General features: G+C 49.5%; 20 protein-coding genes. 11 read left to right on the top strand and 9 right to left on the bottom strand.

Annotated features, from left to right (window positions below):
* The first annotated feature begins 59 nt into the window (after nt 1–59).
* From pyrC to ATB02_RS02520, 7 genes are all read left to right on the top strand, one after another.
* Nucleotides 60–1,106 carry a dihydroorotase gene (gene pyrC / locus ATB02_RS02555; RefSeq protein ID WP_105271036.1) on the top strand — a complete coding sequence of 349 codons (1,047 nt, stop codon included), beginning with the start codon at nt 60–62 and terminating at the stop codon, nt 1,104–1,106.
* A gap of 73 nt (nt 1,107–1,179) precedes the next feature.
* Nucleotides 1,180–1,425, top strand: a complete 246-nt coding sequence (gene dinI, locus ATB02_RS02550) for a DNA damage-inducible protein I (RefSeq protein WP_001217754.1) — start codon at nt 1,180–1,182, stop codon at nt 1,423–1,425.
* Nucleotides 1,426–1,714: 289 nt separating this feature from the next.
* The gene (bssS, locus tag ATB02_RS02540) at nt 1,715–1,969 is read left to right on the top strand and encodes a biofilm formation regulator BssS (protein ID WP_000414437.1); all 255 of its coding nucleotides are present in this window, start codon (nt 1,715–1,717) and stop codon (nt 1,967–1,969) included.
* A gap of 114 nt (nt 1,970–2,083) precedes the next feature.
* Nucleotides 2,084–3,202, top strand: coding sequence for an N-methyl-L-tryptophan oxidase (gene solA, locus ATB02_RS02535; RefSeq protein ID WP_032302851.1), 1,119 nt, complete (start codon nt 2,084–2,086; stop codon nt 3,200–3,202).
* A gap of 47 nt (nt 3,203–3,249) precedes the next feature.
* The gene (locus ATB02_RS02530; protein ID WP_198600572.1) at nt 3,250–3,363 is read left to right on the top strand and encodes a YceO family protein; all 114 of its coding nucleotides are present in this window, start codon (nt 3,250–3,252) and stop codon (nt 3,361–3,363) included.
* 261 nt (nt 3,364–3,624) lie between these two features.
* Nucleotides 3,625–4,191, top strand: a complete 567-nt coding sequence (locus ATB02_RS02525; RefSeq protein WP_032302850.1) for a cytochrome b — start codon at nt 3,625–3,627, stop codon at nt 4,189–4,191.
* A gap of 3 nt (nt 4,192–4,194) precedes the next feature.
* Nucleotides 4,195–4,770: a YceI family protein gene (locus tag ATB02_RS02520; RefSeq protein ID WP_105271034.1), complete on the top strand. Its 576-nt coding sequence runs from the start codon at nt 4,195–4,197 to the stop codon at nt 4,768–4,770.
* A 41-nt stretch (nt 4,771–4,811) separates the two neighbouring features.
* Here the strand turns inward: ATB02_RS02520 and trhO are convergent, their stop codons facing one another.
* Nucleotides 4,812–5,864 (bottom strand): oxygen-dependent tRNA uridine(34) hydroxylase TrhO, encoded by a 1,053-nt coding sequence (gene trhO, locus ATB02_RS02515; RefSeq protein WP_105271033.1) that lies wholly within the window; start codon nt 5,862–5,864, stop codon nt 4,812–4,814.
* A 224-nt stretch (nt 5,865–6,088) separates the two neighbouring features.
* Between trhO and lpxL the strand changes: the two genes are divergently transcribed.
* The 3 genes from lpxL to ATB02_RS02500 all read left to right on the top strand — a co-directional run bounded on the left by lpxL (nt 6,089) and on the right by ATB02_RS02500 (nt 8,864).
* The gene (gene lpxL, locus ATB02_RS02510; protein ID WP_001354911.1) at nt 6,089–7,009 is read left to right on the top strand and encodes a kdo(2)-lipid IV(A) lauroyltransferase; all 921 of its coding nucleotides are present in this window, start codon (nt 6,089–6,091) and stop codon (nt 7,007–7,009) included.
* A gap of 171 nt (nt 7,010–7,180) precedes the next feature.
* Nucleotides 7,181–8,407, top strand: coding sequence for a multidrug efflux MFS transporter MdtG (mdtG, locus tag ATB02_RS02505; RefSeq protein ID WP_000074172.1), 1,227 nt, complete (start codon nt 7,181–7,183; stop codon nt 8,405–8,407).
* Between the two features lie 82 nt (nt 8,408–8,489).
* A complete protein-coding gene (locus ATB02_RS02500) occupies nt 8,490–8,864 on the top strand; it encodes a MysB family protein (RefSeq protein ID WP_000180056.1) in 375 nt (124 codons plus the stop codon).
* Here the strand turns inward: ATB02_RS02500 and ATB02_RS02495 are convergent, their stop codons facing one another.
* The 3 genes from ATB02_RS02495 to mdoG form a co-directional block, all read right to left on the bottom strand.
* Nucleotides 8,865–9,092: a YceK/YidQ family lipoprotein gene (locus ATB02_RS02495; protein ID WP_001211028.1), complete on the bottom strand. Its 228-nt coding sequence runs from the start codon at nt 9,090–9,092 to the stop codon at nt 8,865–8,867. It lies immediately after the preceding gene.
* 172 nt (nt 9,093–9,264) lie between these two features.
* On the bottom strand, nt 9,265–11,808 hold the full coding sequence (mdoH, locus tag ATB02_RS02490) for a glucans biosynthesis glucosyltransferase MdoH (protein ID WP_105271032.1): 2,544 nt from the start codon (nt 11,806–11,808) through the stop codon (nt 9,265–9,267).
* Nucleotides 11,801–13,336 carry a glucans biosynthesis protein MdoG gene (gene mdoG / locus ATB02_RS02485; RefSeq protein WP_001300662.1) on the bottom strand — a complete coding sequence of 512 codons (1,536 nt, stop codon included), beginning with the start codon at nt 13,334–13,336 and terminating at the stop codon, nt 11,801–11,803. Before mdoG ends, mdoH begins: the two co-directional genes overlap by 8 nt.
* 393 nt (nt 13,337–13,729) lie before the next feature.
* Between mdoG and mdoC the strand changes: the two genes are divergently transcribed.
* Nucleotides 13,730–14,887: a glucans biosynthesis protein MdoC gene (gene mdoC / locus ATB02_RS02470; RefSeq protein WP_001070350.1), complete on the top strand. Its 1,158-nt coding sequence runs from the start codon at nt 13,730–13,732 to the stop codon at nt 14,885–14,887.
* Nucleotides 14,888–14,894: 7 nt separating this feature from the next.
* Here the strand turns inward: mdoC and clsC are convergent, their stop codons facing one another.
* The 5 genes from clsC to csgA all read right to left on the bottom strand — a co-directional run bounded on the left by clsC (nt 14,895) and on the right by csgA (nt 18,224).
* Nucleotides 14,895–16,376, bottom strand: a complete 1,482-nt coding sequence (gene clsC, locus ATB02_RS02465; RefSeq protein ID WP_123059822.1) for a cardiolipin synthase ClsC — start codon at nt 16,374–16,376, stop codon at nt 14,895–14,897.
* Complete coding sequence (gene ymdB / locus ATB02_RS02460) at nt 16,318–16,851, bottom strand: O-acetyl-ADP-ribose deacetylase (protein ID WP_000857405.1); 534 nt, start codon at nt 16,849–16,851, stop codon at nt 16,318–16,320. The genes clsC and ymdB overlap by 59 nt, the downstream gene beginning before the upstream one ends.
* A 94-nt stretch (nt 16,852–16,945) precedes the next feature.
* A complete protein-coding gene (gene ymdA, locus ATB02_RS02455; RefSeq protein WP_000489582.1) occupies nt 16,946–17,257 on the bottom strand; it encodes a protein YmdA in 312 nt (103 codons plus the stop codon).
* Between the two features lie 120 nt (nt 17,258–17,377).
* Nucleotides 17,378–17,710 carry a curli assembly chaperone CsgC gene (gene csgC / locus ATB02_RS02450; protein WP_105271031.1) on the bottom strand — a complete coding sequence of 111 codons (333 nt, stop codon included), beginning with the start codon at nt 17,708–17,710 and terminating at the stop codon, nt 17,378–17,380.
* 58 nt (nt 17,711–17,768) lie between these two features.
* Nucleotides 17,769–18,224 (bottom strand): curli major subunit CsgA, encoded by a 456-nt coding sequence (csgA, locus tag ATB02_RS02445; protein ID WP_000771422.1) that lies wholly within the window; start codon nt 18,222–18,224, stop codon nt 17,769–17,771.
* Nucleotides 18,225–18,242: the final 18 nt, after the last annotated feature.

Below are 18,242 nucleotides of genomic sequence, written 5' to 3'. Positions count from 1 at the left end.
GTTTCCGCTTATCCTTTGTGTCCGGCAAAAACATCCCTTCAGCCGGAGCATAGAGATTAATGACTGCACCATCCCAGGTATTAAAGATCCGCCGCCCAGACGACTGGCACCTTCACCTCCGCGATGGCGACATGTTAAAAACTGTCGTGCCTTATACCAGCGAAATATATGGACGGGCTATCGTAATGCCCAATCTGGCTCCGCCCGTGACAACCGTTGAGGCTGCCGTGGCATATCGCCAGCGTATTCTCGACGCCGTACCTGCCGGGCACGATTTCACCCCGCTGATGACCTGTTATTTAACAGATTCGCTGGACCCTAATGAGCTGGAACGTGGATTTAACGAAGGCGTGTTCACCGCTGCAAAACTTTACCCCGCAAACGCAACCACTAACTCCAGCCACGGCGTGACGTCGGTTGATGCAATCATGCCGGTACTTGAGCGCATGGAAAAAATCGGTATGCCGCTACTGGTGCATGGTGAAGTGACACATGCAGATATCGACATTTTTGATCGTGAAGCGCGCTTTATTGAAAGCGTGATGGAACCGCTGCGCCAGCGCCTGACCGCGCTGAAAGTCGTTTTTGAGCACATCACCACCAAAGATGCTGCCGACTATGTCCGTAACGGAAATGAACGTCTGGCGGCCACCATCACTCCGCAGCATCTGATGTTTAACCGCAACCATATGCTGGTTGGTGGCGTGCGTCCACACCTGTATTGTCTACCCATCCTCAAACGCAATATTCACCAACAGGCACTGCGTGAACTGGTCGCCAGCGGTTTTAATCGCGTATTCCTCGGTACGGATTCTGCGCCGCATGCACGTCATCGCAAAGAGAGCAGCTGCGGCTGCGCGGGCTGCTTCAACGCCCCAACCGCGCTGGGCAGTTACGCTACCGTCTTTGAAGAGATGAATGCTCTGCAGCACTTTGAAGCATTCTGTTCTGTAAACGGCCCACAGTTCTATGGCTTGCCGGTCAACGACACATTCATCGTACTGGTCCGCGAAGAGCAACAGGTTGCTGAAAGCATCGCATTGACTGATGACACACTGGTGCCATTCCTCGCCGGGGAAACGGTACGCTGGTCCGTTAAACAATAAAAATCGTAGCTTCCTGTTGTCATTAGGTTATTTTAACTGTATAAATAACCAGTATATTCAACAGGGGGCTATTATGCGAATTGAAGTCACCATAGCGAAAACTTCTCCATTGCCAGCTGGGGCTATTGACGCCCTGGCTGGCGAACTTTCCCGCCGTATTCAGTATGCGTTTCCTGATAATGAAGGCCACGTATCGGTACGTTATGCCGCAGCGAATAATTTATCGGTTATTGGCGCGACAAAAGAAGATAAACAGCGCATTAGCGAAATTCTCCAGGAAACGTGGGAAAGCGCCGATGACTGGTTTGTCAGCGAATAATATGCAGTGATTTTTGTTTTTGCCGGGTCGCCCCGGCTTTTTTATTTTACTTACGAATTTCGAGTACAAAATTTCTACACTTCCTCAAAATAATTGCACAATATGCTAAAAAAATATGAATGACATGCTGTTTTATTGTTCATATAAATCTTAAAAGCAAAAATTTATCTGTTCCCCCCTTTAAAAATTCGGTGAATACCCTTACTTATTGGTATACTGAAGTTGCTTCAGATAAAAACGCATTGAACCTCGAATAACGTTGTCTAGTAACACGAATTAGGGGGCCATGATGGAAAAAAATAATGAAGTCATTCAGACTCATCCGCTCGTAGGGTGGGACATCAGCACCGTTGATAGCTATGATGCGCTGATGTTGCGTTTGCATTACCAGACCCCAAATAAGTCCGAGCAGGAAGGGACTGAAGTTGGTCAGACGCTCTGGTTAACCACTGATGTTGCCAGACAATTTATTTCGATATTAGAAGCAGGAATCGCCAAAATTGAATCCGGTGATTTCCCGGTAAACGAGTATCGGCGTCATTAACATGACATGACCATCCACCCAAAAGGCACCTCACTGGTGCCTTTACCATTTCTGGGTTGTATATCTGCATTCAGTTAATTACTCTGCTTAAACCATGAGAGCAGAGAGAAAAAAATGAAATACGATCTCATCATTATTGGCAGCGGTTCCGTAGGCGCTGCCGCCGGGTATTATGCAACCCGTGCCGGTTTAAACGTGCTAATGACCGACGCCCATATGCCACCGCATCAACACGGCAGCCACCACGGCGATACGCGATTAATTCGCCATGCTTATGGTGAAGGCGAAAAGTATGTCCCGCTGGTCCTCCGCGCGCAAACGCTGTGGGATGAACTCTCCCGCCACAACGAAGAAGATCCCATTTTTGTACGCTCTGGCGTCATTAACCTTGGCCCGGCTGATTCCACATTTCTCGCCAACGTCGCCCACAGCGCCGAACAGTGGCAACTCAACGTTGAAAAGCTCGATGCGCAAGGGATTATGGCCCGCTGGCCGGAAATACGCGTCCCGGACAACTACATCGGCTTATTTGAGACTGATTCCGGCTTTTTACGCAGCGAACTGGCGATTAAAACCTGGATCCAACTGGCGAAGGAAGCGGGTTGTGCGCAGTTGTTCAACTGCCCGGTCACCGCAATTCGTCATGACGATGATGGCGTAACTATTGAAACCGCTGACGGTGAGTATCAGGCGAAAAAAGCGATCGTCTGCGCGGGAACATGGGTAAAAGATCTGCTCCCGGAACTGCCTGTCCAGCCCGTACGCAAAGTATTTACCTGGTATCAGGCCGATGGTCGCTATAGCGTGAAGAATAAATTCCCGGCGTTTACCGGTGAACTGCCCAATGGCGATCAATATTATGGTTTTCCGGCAGAAAACGACGCGTTGAAGATTGGCAAACATAACGGAGGCCAGGTTATCCATTCAGCGGATGAACGTGTTCCGTTTGCGGAAGTCGTCAGCGATGGCTCGGAAGCCTTCCCGTTCTTGCGCAATGTATTGCCGGGTATCGGTTGCTGCCTGTACGGCGCTGCCTGCACCTATGATAATTCGCCTGACGAAGATTTTATTATCGATACTCTACCCGGCCACGATAATACACTGCTCATTACCGGCCTGAGCGGGCACGGTTTTAAATTTGCGTCAGTTTTAGGGGAAATAGCTGCCGATTTTGCGCAAGACAAAAAAAGCGATTTTGATTTGACGCCATTCATGCTTTCCCGCTTCCAATAATCATCATTACGGCCTCCAGAATGAGGCCGTTTTTACAGGAGTATTTAATGCGTCGGCTGTTGCACTATCTCATCAATAATATTCGCGAGCATCTGATGCTTTATCTTTTTCTCTGTGGACTGTTGGCAATTATTGACCTGATCTACGTGTTTTATTTTTAATTTTTCCGCACTGACATAAACTGACAAATATTTAATCTCCCTTTCATTTAGCGTGAAAAATTGAATGAGATTCTTCCTGCCTCTACAGCACTCACCAGACCTTCCAGATGCTGAACCCACTAAACTTATGAAGATTCTTTCATTATTAATTCAAAATTATTGAAATAAAAATAAATATCATTCAATTTGTTATTTTTGTGTTGCAATTCATTCTCCGACACGCCATTTTCTTTCTCTCGCAAATTCTTTTTGGATGCACTTATGTCATTCACAAATACCCCTGAACGCTATGGTGTTATATCTGCGGCCTTACATTGGCTAAGCGCAATTATTGTCTATGGCATGTTTGCTTTAGGTCTGTGGATGGTCACGCTCAGCTATTACGATGGCTGGTACCACAAAGCACCCGAATTGCATAAAAGCATCGGCATTTTGTTAATGATGGGGCTGGTTATTCGCGTTCTTTGGCGTGTCATATCTCCACCGCCGGGTCCGCTGCAAAGTTATTCGCCCATGACTCGTGTTGGCGCAAAGGCTGGACATCTCGCATTGTACCTATTGCTGTTCGCCATCGGCATCAGCGGCTATCTGATCTCAACTGCCGATGGTAAACCGATCAGCGTTTTTGGCTGGTTTGACGTCCCCGCGACCCTCGCCGACGCTGGCGCACAGGCTGACTTTGCCGGTGCCCTGCATTTTTGGCTCGCGTGGAGCGTCGTAGTACTGTCCGTTATGCACGGATTTATGGCCCTGAAGCATCATTTCATCGATAAAGACGACACTCTGAAGCGCATGCTGGGAAAGTCGTCATCTGACTATGGAGTATAAAAAATGAAAAAAAGCCTGCTTGGTTTAACCTTCGCTTCCTTGATGTTCTCTGCCGGTTCAGCGGTTGCCGCCGATTACAAAATTGACAAAGAAGGTCAGCACGCCTTTGTTAACTTCCGCATCCAGCATCTTGGCTATAGCTGGTTATATGGCACCTTTAAAGATTTCGACGGTACTTTTACCTTTGATGAAAAAAATCCCGCTGCCGATAAAGTGAATGTGATAATTAACACCACCAGCGTCGATACTAATCACGCCGAACGCGATAAACATCTTCGCAGTGCGGATTTCCTCAATACCGCAAAATATCCACAGGCAACATTCACCTCCACCAGCGTGAAGAAAGACGGTGAGGAACTGGATATTACCGGCGATCTGACGCTGAACGGGGTAACCAAACCCGTCACGCTGGAAGCGAAATTAATTGGTCAGGGCGACGACCCGTGGGGCGGTAAACGTGCAGGCTTTGAGGCCGAAGGCAAAATTAAGCTCAAAGACTTCAATATCAAGACAGATTTAGGTCCAGCTTCTCAGGAAGTGGATCTGATTATTTCAGTGGAAGGCGTACAGCAGAAGTAAGCGTGAAATGTTGCCGGATGACACGCATCCGGCAATGATATTTATTCTGTTGGATCAGGAATGCCCAGTGTTGTATTCAGACGTCCACGAGACTTATTAAAGATCTTATTGCCATTTTCACGTCCTGCCCGACGGCGTCGCTGTTCTTCTGGCGGTAACGCGCTTTCTTCGCAGCAAATCTCACTACAACAACCTTTGTATTTTTCTGCACATACTGGACACTGAATAAACAGCAGGTGGCAGCCATCATTTTTACAGTTGGTATGACTGTCGCACGGCGCACCGCACTGGTGGCAATGCGCGATAATCTCATCAGAGATACGTTCGCCCATCCGCTCGTCAAACACAAAATTTTTGCCAATAAAACGCACTGGTAAGCCCTGCTCGCGCGCCTTACGGGCGTATTCAATAATTCCGCCTTCGATATGCCAGACTTTATTGAATCCGTTATGTTTCATCCAGGCACTGGCCTTTTCACAACGAATGCCGCCGGTGCAGTACATAATGATTTTTTTATCTTTATGTTCCTGCATCATCTCGACTGCTTTTGGCAGCTGCTCACGGAAGGTATCTGCCGGAATTTCCAGCGCGTTTTCAAAGTGCCCCACTTCATACTCATAGTGGTTACGCATGTCGATAAACAGTGCATCGGGATCGTCAAGCATGGCGTTCACTTCCGCCGCTTGCAAATACTCACCAACATTACTGGCATCGAAGTGAGGATCGTCAATACCGTCGGCAACAATGCGATCGCGTACCTTCATGCGCAGAACCCAGAAGGATTTCCCGTCATCATCCAACGCGATATTCAGGCGTAAGCCCTCTAAAGCCGGGTCGAAGGCATAGAGCTGTGCGCGAAATGTTTCAACATTGCTCGCAGGTACACTGATTTGCGCGTTAATCCCCTCATGCGCCAGATACACTCGCCCAAAAATATTCAGCGCAGTAAACAGCTGATATAAAGCGTCACGGGTCGCTTTCGGATCGGCGATGTGGAAATACTTATAAAACGAAATGGTGGTGCGCGGTTCGCGCTCAGCCAACATTTTGGCTTTCAGCGCGTCGTTGGAAATGCGGTTGTGTAACACTGGCATGGTGTACGGTTCCTGCGAGATGGGAAAGTAAAAATCCGCGGCATGATATAGCAATTATCGATAATTAACATCCACACATTTTACGCTACATTTGCGCATTAAAAATTATTTATTATTTACAAGCGCGGTAATTTCGCCCAGTCTTCAGCCACAAATTTTGGTTGCGGGCGAAAAAATGCGACAATACATACAATTGCCCGAATAGGTTGAAAAACAGGATTGATATGACGAATCTACCCAAGTTCTCCACCGCACTGCTTCATCCGCGTTATTGGTTAACCTGGTTGGGTATTGGCGTACTTTGGTTAGTCGTGCAATTGCCCTACCCGGTTATCTACCGCCTCGGTTGTGGATTAGGAAAACTGGCGTTACGTTTTATGAAACGACGCGCAAAAATTGTGCATCGCAACCTGGAACTGTGCTTCCCGGAAATGAGCGAACAAGAACGCCGTGAAATGGTGGTGAAGAATTTCGAATCTGTTGGTATGGGGCTGATGGAAACCGGCATGGCGTGGTTCTGGCCGGACCGCCGAATCGCCCGCTGGACGGAAGTGATCGGCATGGAACACATTCGTGACGTGCAGGCGCAAAAACGCGGCATCCTGTTAGTTGGCATCCATTTTCTGACTCTGGAGCTGGGTGCGCGGCAATTTGGTATGCAGGAACCCGGGATTGGCGTTTACCGCCCGAACGATAACCCACTGATTGACTGGCTACAAACCTGGGGCCGTTTGCGCTCAAATAAATCGATGCTCGACCGCAAAGATTTAAAAGGCATGATTAAAGCCCTGAAAAAAGGCGAAGTGGTTTGGTACGCACCGGATCATGATTACGGCCCGCGCTCAAGCGTTTTCGTCCCGTTGTTTGCCGTTGAGCAGGCGGCGACCACCACCGGAACCTGGATGCTGGCGCGGATGTCCGGCGCATGTCTGGTGCCCTTCGTTCCACGCCGTAAGCCAGATGGCAAAGGGTATCAGTTGATTATGCTACCGCCAGAGTGTTCTCCGCCGCTGGATGATGCCGAAACCACCGCCGCGTGGATGAACAAAGTGGTCGAAAAATGCATCATGATGGCACCAGAGCAGTATATGTGGTTACACCGTCGCTTTAAAACACGTCCGGAAGGCGTTCCTTCACGCTATTAGATCTCCCATGCCGGATGCTTCAAAATGGCATCCGGCATTCCCACAGCAAATCCTCCTGATTTAGCGATAAAAGCTCTCTGGATTGCGCCCCCTGGAAGTCGGGCGCATAATTAGTGTGCTTATCTTTTCTTCTTATGTTCACCGCGCCTGGCGCACCAACAGCGGATTGCTATGTCACCCTGTGAAAATGACACTCCTATAAACTGGAAACGAAACCTGATCGTCGCCTGGCTAGGCTGTTTTCTTACCGGTGCCGCCTTCAGCCTGGTAATGCCCTTCTTACCCCTCTACGTTGAGCAGCTTGGCGTTACCGGCCACTCCGCCCTGAATATGTGGTCCGGTATTGTCTTCAGCATTACATTTTTATTTTCGGCCATCGCCTCACCGTTTTGGGGTGGACTCGCCGACCGTAAAGGCCGAAAACTCATGCTATTACGCTCTGCCCTCGGCATGGGCATCGTGATGGTGTTGATGGGGCTGGCACAAAATATCTGGCAGTTTTTGATCCTGCGGGCGCTTCTTGGTTTACTTGGCGGATTTGTCCCCAACGCTAATGCTCTTATCGCCACACAAGTACCGCGTAATAAAAGCGGCTGGGCGCTGGGTACGCTCTCCACAGGCGGCGTTAGCGGTGCGTTGCTCGGCCCAATGGCTGGCGGTTTGCTTGCCGATAGCTACGGCTTACGTCCGGTATTCTTTATTACCGCCAGTGTGCTGATACTTTGCTTTTTCGTCACCCTGTTTTGCATCCGAGAAAAATTCCAGCCAGTCAGCAAAAAAGAGATGCTGCATATGCGGGAAGTGGTGACATCACTTAAAAACCCGAAACTGGTACTCAGCCTGTTTGTCACCACGTTAATCATCCAGGTGGCGACGGGTTCAATTGCCCCTATTCTGACGCTGTATGTCCGCGAACTGGCGGGTAACGTCAGTAATGTCGCCTTTATCAGCGGCATGATCGCCTCGGTGCCTGGCGTGGCTGCTCTGCTGAGTGCACCACGACTCGGCAAACTTGGCGATCGAATCGGACCCGAAAAGATCCTGATTACAGCGTTGATCTTTTCTGTACTGCTGTTGATCCCAATGTCTTACGTTCAGACACCGTTACAACTTGGGATCTTACGCTTTTTGCTCGGTGCTGCCGATGGTGCACTACTCCCCGCCGTACAGACACTGTTGGTTTACAACTCGAGCAACCAAATCGCCGGGCGTATCTTCAGCTATAACCAATCGTTTCGTGATATTGGCAACGTTACCGGGCCATTGATGGGAGCGGCGATTTCGGCGAACTACGGTTTCAGAGCGGTATTCCTCGTCACCGCTGGCGTAGTGTTATTCAACGCCGTCTATTCATGGAACAGTCTGCGCCGTCGTCGGATACCCCAGGTATCGAACTGATTTTTCGCCTTTCATACTTGCAAAAGCGGAGAATCAGCTATCCTTTTCCCTGAAACCTCATCAACTCAAAGGGAGAATCGTGATGACCATGTACGCAACGCTTGAAGAAGCCATTGACGCTGCACGCGAAGAATTTCTTGCAGACAACCCCGGCATCGACGCCGAAGACGCGAATGTGCAACAGTTCAATGCCCAAAAATACGTTTTGCAGGACGGCGACATCATGTGGCAAGTTGAGTTTTTTGCCGACGAAGGGGAAGAAGGTGAATGTTTACCCATGCTTAGCGGTGAAGCCGCGCAAAGTGTCTTTGACGGCGACTATGATGAGATAGAGATCCGCCAGGAGTGGCAGGAAGAGAATACATTACATGAATGGGACGAGGGGGAATTTCAGCTTGAGCCACCGCTGGATACGGAAGAAGGACGGGCAGCGGCTGATGAGTGGGATGAACGCTAATTACTCATACGGGCCATGATGAATGTCGATCGGCAGCAGTAAAGTATCGAAAACAAGGGAGAATGGCAGATCAAGGATCGTGACGTAACGCCAGGCGGAGTCACGCACGTCCCATTGCACACCAGGATAATATTGGTTGCCATGCCCCTGCCCCGGTATAGTGCGACTAATAATACTGCCGCAGCCACTCAACAAGGTCACCATAATACTGACCATGATGAAACGCATTTGATACCTCTCCCGTAAAAAAATACCGGCATCACGCCGGTATTTTTATTGGCTCGTTGTTTTTGCCTAATGCGGCGTGAACGCCTTATCCGACCTACAAAATCTTGCAAAATCAACACATTGCAGGAGCAATGTAGGCCTGATAAGCGTAGCGCATCAGGCAACTACGTTTTTATTGCGAAGCCCTATCCGGTTTACGCAATGCCAGTGGATTGAGCTTTATCCCTTCGTAATAACTCACCCATGAAGAATATCTCTCAGGGGAATTCCAGACGCGGAAATGCAGACGGGCCATCGTCACCGGATCGCTTAGCAGCACCAGGCGACGATCGCGATTCAGCTTCTCTGGCGTCTCGTTCAGCGCCTGTTCAACGTGGCGGTCACGGGCGATTTCCAGCACCTTACTGGCGCGGTGACGCGCGGTCGCCATTGCGGTTGCCAGAGCGTTAAATGACGGGTTAAACACCGCGTGCATAAAGCCATCGTCGAGGGAGCGTTGACGATTCATCTCGAGGAAACGATCGGTATCAAGCAGTACCTGCGGTGGTGAATACTCTTCCGGGATCAGGAACAGTTTCCAGCGTTTGGTTCGCAGACCCACGGTAGTACGGCTGGAGATCACCGAAACAAACGGTGACAGGATCAACGAGAAGACAATCGGTGCCAGCCAGAACAGGAAACGGAGATCCAGCCACGCCATACCAACCGCCCACACTAACCCCAGCAGCAGCTGAGAGCCGTGGCGTTTGAATGCTTCGCCCCAGGAAGTGGAGTCATCATCACGCTGCGGTGAATTCCACACCACTTCCCAGCCAAGGAAAGCGCTGACGACGAATACCGTATGGAACAGCATACGTACCGGAGCCAGCAACACGGAAAAAAGCACTTCCAGCAGCAGCGATAATGTAACGCGCCAGAAGCCACCGTATTCTTTCGTTCCTTTGCACCAGATAAGCAAAATGCTCAATAACTTCGGCAGGAACAACAGCACCATAGTCGAAGCAAACAGCGCTATCGCCAGCTCAGGACGCCACTGTGGCCACACCGGGAACAACTGCCGTGGTTGCAGGAAGTATTGCGGTTCGGTCAACGCATGAACTACCTGCAATGCCGTAGAGAGCGCGAGGAACATAAACCACAGCGGCGCGGAGAGATAAGACATCACACCTGTCAGGAACACCGCACGGTGAACCGGGTGCATACCCTTCACCAGGAACAGGCGGAAGTTCATCAGGTTGCCGTGGCACCAGCGGCGGTCACGTTTTAGTTCATCGAGCAAGTTAGGCGGCAATTCTTCATAAGAACCCGGGAGATCGTAAGCAATCCATACCCCCCAACCTGCGCGGCGCATCAACGCAGCTTCCACGAAGTCGTGCGAAAGGATTGAACCGGCAAAGGAACCTTCTCCCGGCAACGGCGCCAGCGCGCAGTGCTCGATAAACGGTTTCACGCGGATAATCGCGTTATGCCCCCAGTAGTGCGACTCACCGAGTTGCCAGAAGTGCAAACCGGCTGTAAACAGTGGCCCATACACGCGGGTCGCGAACTGCTGACAGCGCGCATACAGCGTATCCATACCGGACGCTTTCGGCGACGACTGAATGATCCCGGCGTTCGGGTTGGCTTCCATCAGGCGCACCAGCCCGCACAAACAATCACCGGTCATTACCGAGTCAGCATCCAGCACCACCATGTAGCTGTACTGGCTGCCCCAGCGACGGCAGAAGTCATCGATATTACCGCTTTTACGCTTCACGCGACGACGGCGGCGGCGATAGAAAATCTGACCTTCGCCACCGACTTCAGCGATCAGCTCCATCCAGGCTTTTTGCTCTGCGACGCAGATATCCGGGTTATAACTGTCACTCAGAATGTAGACATCAAAGTGTTTGGCATTCCCGGTGGCTTTTACTGATTCCCACGTTGCACGCAGGCCAGCAAAAACACGGTTCACGTCTTCGTTACAGATAGGCATGATCAACGCCGTGCGATGCTCCGGGTTTAATGGTTCATCGCCAACTGTCGACGCAGATATACTGTATTTATCGCGACCAATAAGCAGTTGCAGGAAGCCCATCAACGCCGTCCAGAATCCGGCGGACACCCAACAGAACAGCACCGCAAAGAGGATCAGGATACCGGTTTGCAGCATATAAGGCAGAAGCTGCATAAAGGAAACCCACACATCCTGACCAACCATATCCATAGGATTAATCAGCGCCCACCCCTGATAAGGAAGAATGGTCTTCATATACCAGGTCGCGACAACAGTTTGCGCGAGCGTAAGGATTAACAAAATGTAACGGCGGATGGTACCGACGGTACGCCACTTTTGCTCGCTCTCCTGCTCTTCTTTGGTCAAACGAGCCAGATAGCGCGGCGTCACATCGCGTCCACGCAGACGATCCCAGAAACGGCCTACCGGGTTGGTACGCCACGGATCGGGAAACATCGAGGAGCGTTTTGCTTCTGGCATCGCCTTAAGCTGATCGCGCCCTTCATCGTCTTTAATTAACTGTCCATCAGCAAGTGAATCTGGCCAGGCTTGTTCCAGACGCGCCTTTACCGAGCCTTGCGGGGAGTCATCCTCCCGCGCCCAGGTGCGGTGTTCGGCATCCAGCGCCTGATGAACGGCGCGGATATCAGTCTTCGGCAATGCCGCTTTCTCGCTTGCGGCGATGGGCATTGCGTCAATGTACTCAGTTGTCTTATTCATTGGCAGGTAACTGGTAGCTCCAGGTTTCACTCAACGTCTGATCGGCATTCACCAGCGCAGCACGCATTTCAGTGGTTTTCTTGGCATCTTTCACTTTCACACGCATCACCAGACGCCAGCCTTTGGTAACCGGGTTATAGCGCACCGTGCTTTCAACTATCTCACCATTATCACCAATGCTGGTTTGCGCTGTGACCGGGGTATCCTCTGGCAGTTTTTTCATCTCTGCGCCGGTAAAATCGACCACAAAGGCGATAGTACCGTCAGGCTGGCGAATCAGGTTCGACTGCTTCACATCCCCCGTTGAACGACGCGTTTGTTGCACCCATGCGTTATCTGGTGCATGCAGTTTGTCTTCATCACGGCTAAAGGTGATGGTGTATTTAAAGTTCATCTCTTTACCCGGCTCCGGCAGCTGATCCGGAGTCCAGTAAGCGACGATGTTATCGTTGGTTTCATCGTTGGTTGGAATTTCCACCAGCTCAACGCTGCCTTTGCCCCACTCCCCTTTCGGAGTCACCCATGCGCTTGGACGGAGGTCGTAACGATCATCGAGATCTTCGAAGCGGGAGAAATCACGACCGCGCTGCAACAGACCGAAGCCTTGCGGATTTTCCATCGAGAAGCTGCTGACCGCTAAATGTTTCGGGTTATTCAACGGACGCCAGATCCACTCACCATTACCGGCATGGATAGAGAGACCGTTAGAGTCGTGCAATTCCGGGCGATAGTTATTTGCAGGCGAAGGTTGGTTCGGCCCAAACAGGAACATACTGGTTAACGGTGCAACCCCCAGTTTGCCGACTTTATCGCGCAGATAGATTTTCGACTGCACATCCACAACAGTGTCACGCCCTGGCATAACCACGAATTTGTAAGCACCTGTCGCACGCGGCGAGTCAAGCAATGCATAAATGGTTAAACGTTTATCAGTCGGTTTTGGACGCTCGATCCAGAACTCTTTGAAGCGTGGAAACTCTTCACCTGATGGCAAGGCGGTATCAATTGCCAGGCCGCGGGCAGAAAGGCCATAAACCTGACCTGCGCCAATCACGCGGAAATAGCTGGCCCCGAGCATGCTGACGATTTCATCGTTTTTATCTTTGCTGTTGATCGGGTAAAGCACTTTAAAACCGGCAAAACCAAGGTCTTTTACCGTGTCTTTATCATGCTGAACATCGCCGAAAGTGAAATAATCCGGGCTGTATTTGATTCGTTTGACTGCGGTGGCAGTCACTTCATTTATTTTGACCGGGGTATCGAAGTACATACCCTGATGGTAGAACTCGAGTTTGAATGGGGTCTTCAGATTGTTCCAGTACGCTTTGTCATGATTAAACTGGATCTGCTGATAGTCCGCGTATTTCATGTCGCGGAAAACGGAGGGCAAGTTGCTTTTAGGTGCCTCATAGCCTTTCCCGGCTAAGGATTGAGCTTGCTTTGCGACATCATCAATACTGAAAGCCCAGCTTGAAGATGTATACAGGGTTAACATTACTGCAGCACTCAACCAACGCATTTTCATCATTTGTAGTTTATGTTTCATAATTAGTAAGCACTTCCCCCTTTGTGTGCTTATATCGATCCGATCTATTTTAATGGATAACCAGCCATTCCGACAACAGAATCCCGGTATCGTTCAGCACGCTGGCTCATGGATTAAGCACCTGATTGCAACCGTTTTCACTTTCCGTGCTTCTCCTAAAGACAGAAGCATCGACTTCGTGTAGGGTTTGCCAGCAAATTTATTTATCAACCGTCTTACAGACGCTTCCATTCTGGTTAGTGGTAGCGATGATGCTATGCATAAAAACCTTGAAGCCTGCGTCTGGCGCGGTCAGGTCGGTGTCGCTATGGCAACAAGCCTAAAGGCATAACCCGACAGGGATAAGACGAAAAATCCGAGATTAGTTAACCATATATGAATCCAGTACCCGCGCAACGTGAATATTTCCTCGACTCCATCCGCGCCTGGCTGATGTTGTTAGGGATCCCTTTTCATATTTCTTTAATCTATTCGAGCCATACATGGCATGTGAATAGCGCCGAACCGTCATTATGGCTGACCCTTTTTAATGACTTCATCCACTCGTTCCGCATGCAGGTATTTTTCGTTATATCCGGGTACTTTTCCTACATGCTTTTTTTACGCTATCCCTTGAAAAAATGGTGGAAAGTACGTGTCGAACGTGTAGGGATCCCGATGTTAACAGCCATCCCCCTACTGACATTGCCGCAATTTATTATGCTGCAATACGTCAAAGGGAAAGCGGAAAGTTGGCCTGGGCTGTCATTGTATGACAAATATAATACGTTGGCCTGGGAATTAATATCACACCTGTGGTTTTTACTGGTGTTAGTGGTCATGACGACGCTGTGCGTATGGATATTTAAACGCATCAGAAATAATTTAGAAAATTCTGATAAAACGAATAAAAAATTCTCGATGGTAAAATTATCGGTGATTTTTTTGTGCCTCGGCATCGGTTATGCGGTAATAAGAAGAACGATTTTTATTGTGTATCCACCCATTCTGAGTAACGGCATGTTCAATTTTATTGTCATGCAAACGTTATTTTATTTGCCGTTCTTTATCCTCGGCGCACTGGCTTTCATTTTCCCTCATCTTAAAGCCTTGTTTACCACGCCGTCTCGTGGCTGTACCCTTGCAGCAGCATTGGCGTTTGTCGCTTATTTACTCAACCAGCGCTATGGCAGTGGCGATGCCTGGATGTACGAAACCGAGTCGGTGATCACCATGGTCCTCGGTCTGTGGATGGTGAATGTGGTCTTCTCCTTCGGCCACCGTTTGCTTAACTTCCAGTCAGCGCGGGTGACTTACTTTGTTAACGCATCGCTATTTATCTATCTGGTTCACCACCCGTTAACGCTGTTTTTCGGCGCGTACATTACACCGCACATCACCTCCAACTGGCTTGGTTTTCTCTGTGGCCTGATATTCGTAGTAGGGATTGCGATAATTCTGTATGAAATTCATTTACGCATCCCGTTACTGAAGTTTTTGTTCTCTGGTAAACCGGTTGTTAAGCGTGAGAACGATAAAGCACCAGCCCGTTAAGCCGCGTTTACAATAACCATTCCACAGGCAATATCGACGCCAGTCTGACCATAACCCGCTTCCAGAAACTGGTAGCGGGTTCTTTTTTGAGAACAATTTCTTTCTTTGCATGACGATCAACCCAGTTGATCCGCCCCCACCTGTCCAGACGGAGCTGCCAGGCCGCATCATACTGGCTCTGAATAAAGCGTTTATCAATTAACTGTGCCAGCGTTTCGCTCTCTATCACGAACCCCATTTCAGTATTGAGCAATGTCGAACGTGGATCGAAATTGAAAGAGCCAATAAACACCGTTTTACCATCGATGCTAAAGGTTTTAGCATGCAGGCTGGCACCGGAATTACCGGTTATGCCGCGATCGTGTAACGTACTACTTTGTTCACGCGTCGGCTTGAGTTCATATAATTCCACGCCGTAGCGGAGCAATTTTTTGCGCCAGCGCGCGTATCCGGCATGGACGACAGCAACATCGTTAGCGGCAAGAGAATTGGTTAGGATCGCAATCTTTACCCCTTTTCTCACCATCCGTAAGAGTTGCGCCACACCTGCGCGTGTCGGTACAAAATAGGAAGAGATAATATCGATGCGTTCACTGGGTGAGCCCATGATATCGAACAGGCGCTGCGGTAACAGTGAATGCCGTTTTGCCTTGCCTTCCCCTTTCGCCGGATCATCACTTAATAAACGTGTTTTCGCCCAGATAAGCGGCAACGTTCCATCAACCAGATGATTTATAAACGGGCTGGATTCCATTTTGCGTAAATAACGATGCGTCATGGCATCGTCATGCCAGGAGGCGGGTAACTCGATGCGATCCGCCATTTCACCTTCCGGGACATCCAGCACCTGCTGTAAGGGTGAAACCGATTTACAATACCAGTAGCGGGCGAAATCATCGGCAACGTCCTCTACAACTGGTCCTATTGCCATGACATCTAAATCCGAAAAAAGTGGCTCTTCCCCTGCACCAAAATAGGCATCACCAATATTTCGCCCCCCTACCAGCGTCACCACGCCATCGACACTGAAACTTTTATTGTGCATACGGCGATTGAGACGGGAAAAGTCGGTGATATAACCAAGCGGACGTAGCAGTCGAAACGAAAAAGGATTAAAAAGCCGGACTTCAATGCGGGGATGACTGTCAAGCAAGCGTAAAATGTCGTCAAGTCCGGGTGTATTGTTGTCGTCCAGCAACAAACGGACGCGAACGCCACGCTTTGCTGCGGCTAACAGGGCGGAAAACAGTAACCGACCCGACATATCGTCCTGCCAGATGTAATACTGAACATCCAGCGTATGCTCTGCCATTTCGGCCAGACGATACCGGGCGGCAAACGCATCCAGACTTTTCTCCAGAGGGAAAAGGCCACACTGACCGGGATGTTGCGAACACAGTGGCAGCACCGCGCTCGCCAGCCGGGGCAAATCATTCATCTCCTTGTTGGGTAAGGAGTCTTTCGTAGAGGTGGGCGTTTTCTTCATCATAACAGACAAAGTATACCTGTTCGGGTAAAGCGTGACGGGTAATAAATTCTGAAACGGTTTTTACTGCGATTTCAGCCGCTGCCGCACGAGGGTAACCATAAACCCCAGTACTAATTGCAGGAAAAGCCACTGACGTATAGCTGTTTGCCGCCACCAGTCGTAGGCTATTGAGATAGGCATCCTGCAAAAGCTGGTCTTCGTTTTGTTCACCACCACGCCAGACTGGCCCGACGGTGTGCACTACGGCTTTAGCGGGAAGATCGCCTGCAAGCGTAATAACGGCATGCCCCGTAGGGCAATCGCCCTGCTGTTGCCTGACTTTTAAACAGGCATCCAGAAGGGCCGGACCCGCTGCGCGATGAATGGCTCCATCGACGCCGCCGCCTCCCATTAATGACGGATTAGCCGCATTCACAATCACATCAACGGCCAGTTTGGTAATATCACCCTGCACAACATGAATACGCGTTTTCATAACGCCTCCTTACACCTTCTTGTTTCTTAAGTGTACAGCAGGCTTTTTGGTTAAATCGCATTTTTCTGCTCAGCAAGGTGAGTTGTTCAGAAACTTAGTTATATTCGATGTTCATTACAGCCAGCTTTTTCTGTTTATCAAGATACTGCACTTTTACTGAGGCTATTTGCGCGTTTTTGACATTGCCGCTCATTAACGCTTTGCTGGAATAGGTTCTGCCCGGAACAGAGCCATTCTGTGGGCAGTTCATTTCTACGGGTGATGACTGGGTGCTGACGTCACATGCCGGTTCCACAATTTGGCCATAAAAATGGATCACGCCCCCTTGCGCGGTGCTTCCTGCGATGGCAATAAAAGGAAAAAACAAACTGCCGAGCATAAGAGAGTTTAAAAAAGGTCTGAACATTTATTCTATTTCCTCAATGATTAGTCATCCTTGAGGGTTGTGTTCTCCATACTTTCAGGTTGGCTGATCCGCAGCAGACCATTCTCTCCAGATTCATTTTATGCTCGATATTTCAACAAATTAAGACTTTTCTGAAGAGGGCGGCCATTGTTGTGATAAATGAAGTGACTGTCCATCAGAAACAGTAACAACTATTTTCACCCGATCGTCCGGGGAAATATTTAAACTCAACTTCGTCAAAGCAATGGGTTGATTAGCAGGCAATGAGAGGGTCTTTTCTTGCTTCGTCTGACTTTGCCCTGAACTGCCTTCGCGCAGGGACAATATTTGTACTCTGCACAGACAAGATTGAGTAAGAGTGACTTCAGGAATAATGGTGTACATATCCCCATGCTGGGTCGTATTAAAGGTTATCTGACTGGAAAGTGCCGCAAGGAGTAATAACGCATTCATATTCTTCTCCCGAAAAAAAACAGGGCTTGCGCCCTGTTTCTTTAATACAGAGGATGTATTAGTACTGATGAGCGGTCGCGTTGTTACCAAAGCCAACCTGAGTGACGTTAACGCTGGAGTTAGATGCAGTCTGGTCAACAGCAGCACCGTTACCGCCACCGAACTGTTTAACAGTCATAGTAGAATCTTTACCATTCCACTGATCAAGAGTAGCGCTGTTGCCGAAACCACGCTGAGTCAGATCGATTGAGCTGTCATCAGAACCTTGGCCAACATCTGCGCCGTTACCGCCACCGTGCTGGGTAATCGTCAAGTCAGAGTTACGAGCATCAGTTTGCAGAGCAAGTGCAGAGTTACCACCACCGTACTGGTAAATATTCAGCTCTGAATTTGGGCCGCTATTATTACCGCCACCGCCATGGTGACCACCACCGCCATACTGAGGAATAGAACCTGCCAGAGCGCTACCAGAGAATACGATTGCTGCAATTGCTGCTACTTTTAAAAGTTTCATGTAAAACCCCCATCGGAT

It is taken from the genome of Escherichia sp. MOD1-EC5189 (assembly GCF_002966045.1).
Lineage (GTDB): Bacteria > Pseudomonadota > Gammaproteobacteria > Enterobacterales > Enterobacteriaceae > Escherichia > Escherichia coli_F.
The sequence above is the reverse complement of the archived record's forward strand: the minus strand, read 5'-3'. Positions and strand labels throughout refer to the sequence as shown.

Bases quoted from the DNA above. Each gene is read 5' to 3' on its own strand.
- ATB02_RS02520 (WP_105271034.1), top strand. From the start codon at position 4,195: ATGAAAAAAAGCCTGCTTGGTTTAACCTTCGCTTCCTTGATGTTCTCT.
- mdoC (WP_001070350.1), top strand. From the start codon at position 13,730: ATGAATCCAGTACCCGCGCAACGTGAATATTTCCTCGACTCCATCCGC.
- pyrC (WP_105271036.1), top strand. From the start codon at position 60: ATGACTGCACCATCCCAGGTATTAAAGATCCGCCGCCCAGACGACTGG.
- mdoG (WP_001300662.1), bottom strand. From the start codon at position 13,336: ATGATGAAAATGCGTTGGTTGAGTGCTGCAGTAATGTTAACCCTGTAT.
- trhO (WP_105271033.1), bottom strand. From the start codon at position 5,864: ATGCCAGTGTTACACAACCGCATTTCCAACGACGCGCTGAAAGCCAAA.
- mdoH (WP_105271032.1), bottom strand. From the start codon at position 11,808: ATGAATAAGACAACTGAGTACATTGACGCAATGCCCATCGCCGCAAGC.
- ATB02_RS02500 (WP_000180056.1), top strand. From the start codon at position 8,490: ATGACCATGTACGCAACGCTTGAAGAAGCCATTGACGCTGCACGCGAA.
- dinI (WP_001217754.1), top strand. From the start codon at position 1,180: ATGCGAATTGAAGTCACCATAGCGAAAACTTCTCCATTGCCAGCTGGG.
- lpxL (WP_001354911.1), top strand. From the start codon at position 6,089: ATGACGAATCTACCCAAGTTCTCCACCGCACTGCTTCATCCGCGTTAT.
- clsC (WP_123059822.1), bottom strand. From the start codon at position 16,376: ATGATGAAGAAAACGCCCACCTCTACGAAAGACTCCTTACCCAACAAG.
- csgC (WP_105271031.1), bottom strand. From the start codon at position 17,710: ATGAATGCGTTATTACTCCTTGCGGCACTTTCCAGTCAGATAACCTTT.
- bssS (WP_000414437.1), top strand. From the start codon at position 1,715: ATGGAAAAAAATAATGAAGTCATTCAGACTCATCCGCTCGTAGGGTGG.
- ATB02_RS02495 (WP_001211028.1), bottom strand. From the start codon at position 9,092: ATGCGTTTCATCATGGTCAGTATTATGGTGACCTTGTTGAGTGGCTGC.
- csgA (WP_000771422.1), bottom strand. From the start codon at position 18,224: ATGAAACTTTTAAAAGTAGCAGCAATTGCAGCAATCGTATTCTCTGGT.
- solA (WP_032302851.1), top strand. From the start codon at position 2,084: ATGAAATACGATCTCATCATTATTGGCAGCGGTTCCGTAGGCGCTGCC.
- ATB02_RS02530 (WP_198600572.1), top strand. From the start codon at position 3,250: ATGCGTCGGCTGTTGCACTATCTCATCAATAATATTCGCGAGCATCTG.
- mdtG (WP_000074172.1), top strand. From the start codon at position 7,181: ATGTCACCCTGTGAAAATGACACTCCTATAAACTGGAAACGAAACCTG.
- ymdA (WP_000489582.1), bottom strand. From the start codon at position 17,257: ATGTTCAGACCTTTTTTAAACTCTCTTATGCTCGGCAGTTTGTTTTTT.
- ymdB (WP_000857405.1), bottom strand. From the start codon at position 16,851: ATGAAAACGCGTATTCATGTTGTGCAGGGTGATATTACCAAACTGGCC.
- ATB02_RS02525 (WP_032302850.1), top strand. From the start codon at position 3,625: ATGTCATTCACAAATACCCCTGAACGCTATGGTGTTATATCTGCGGCC.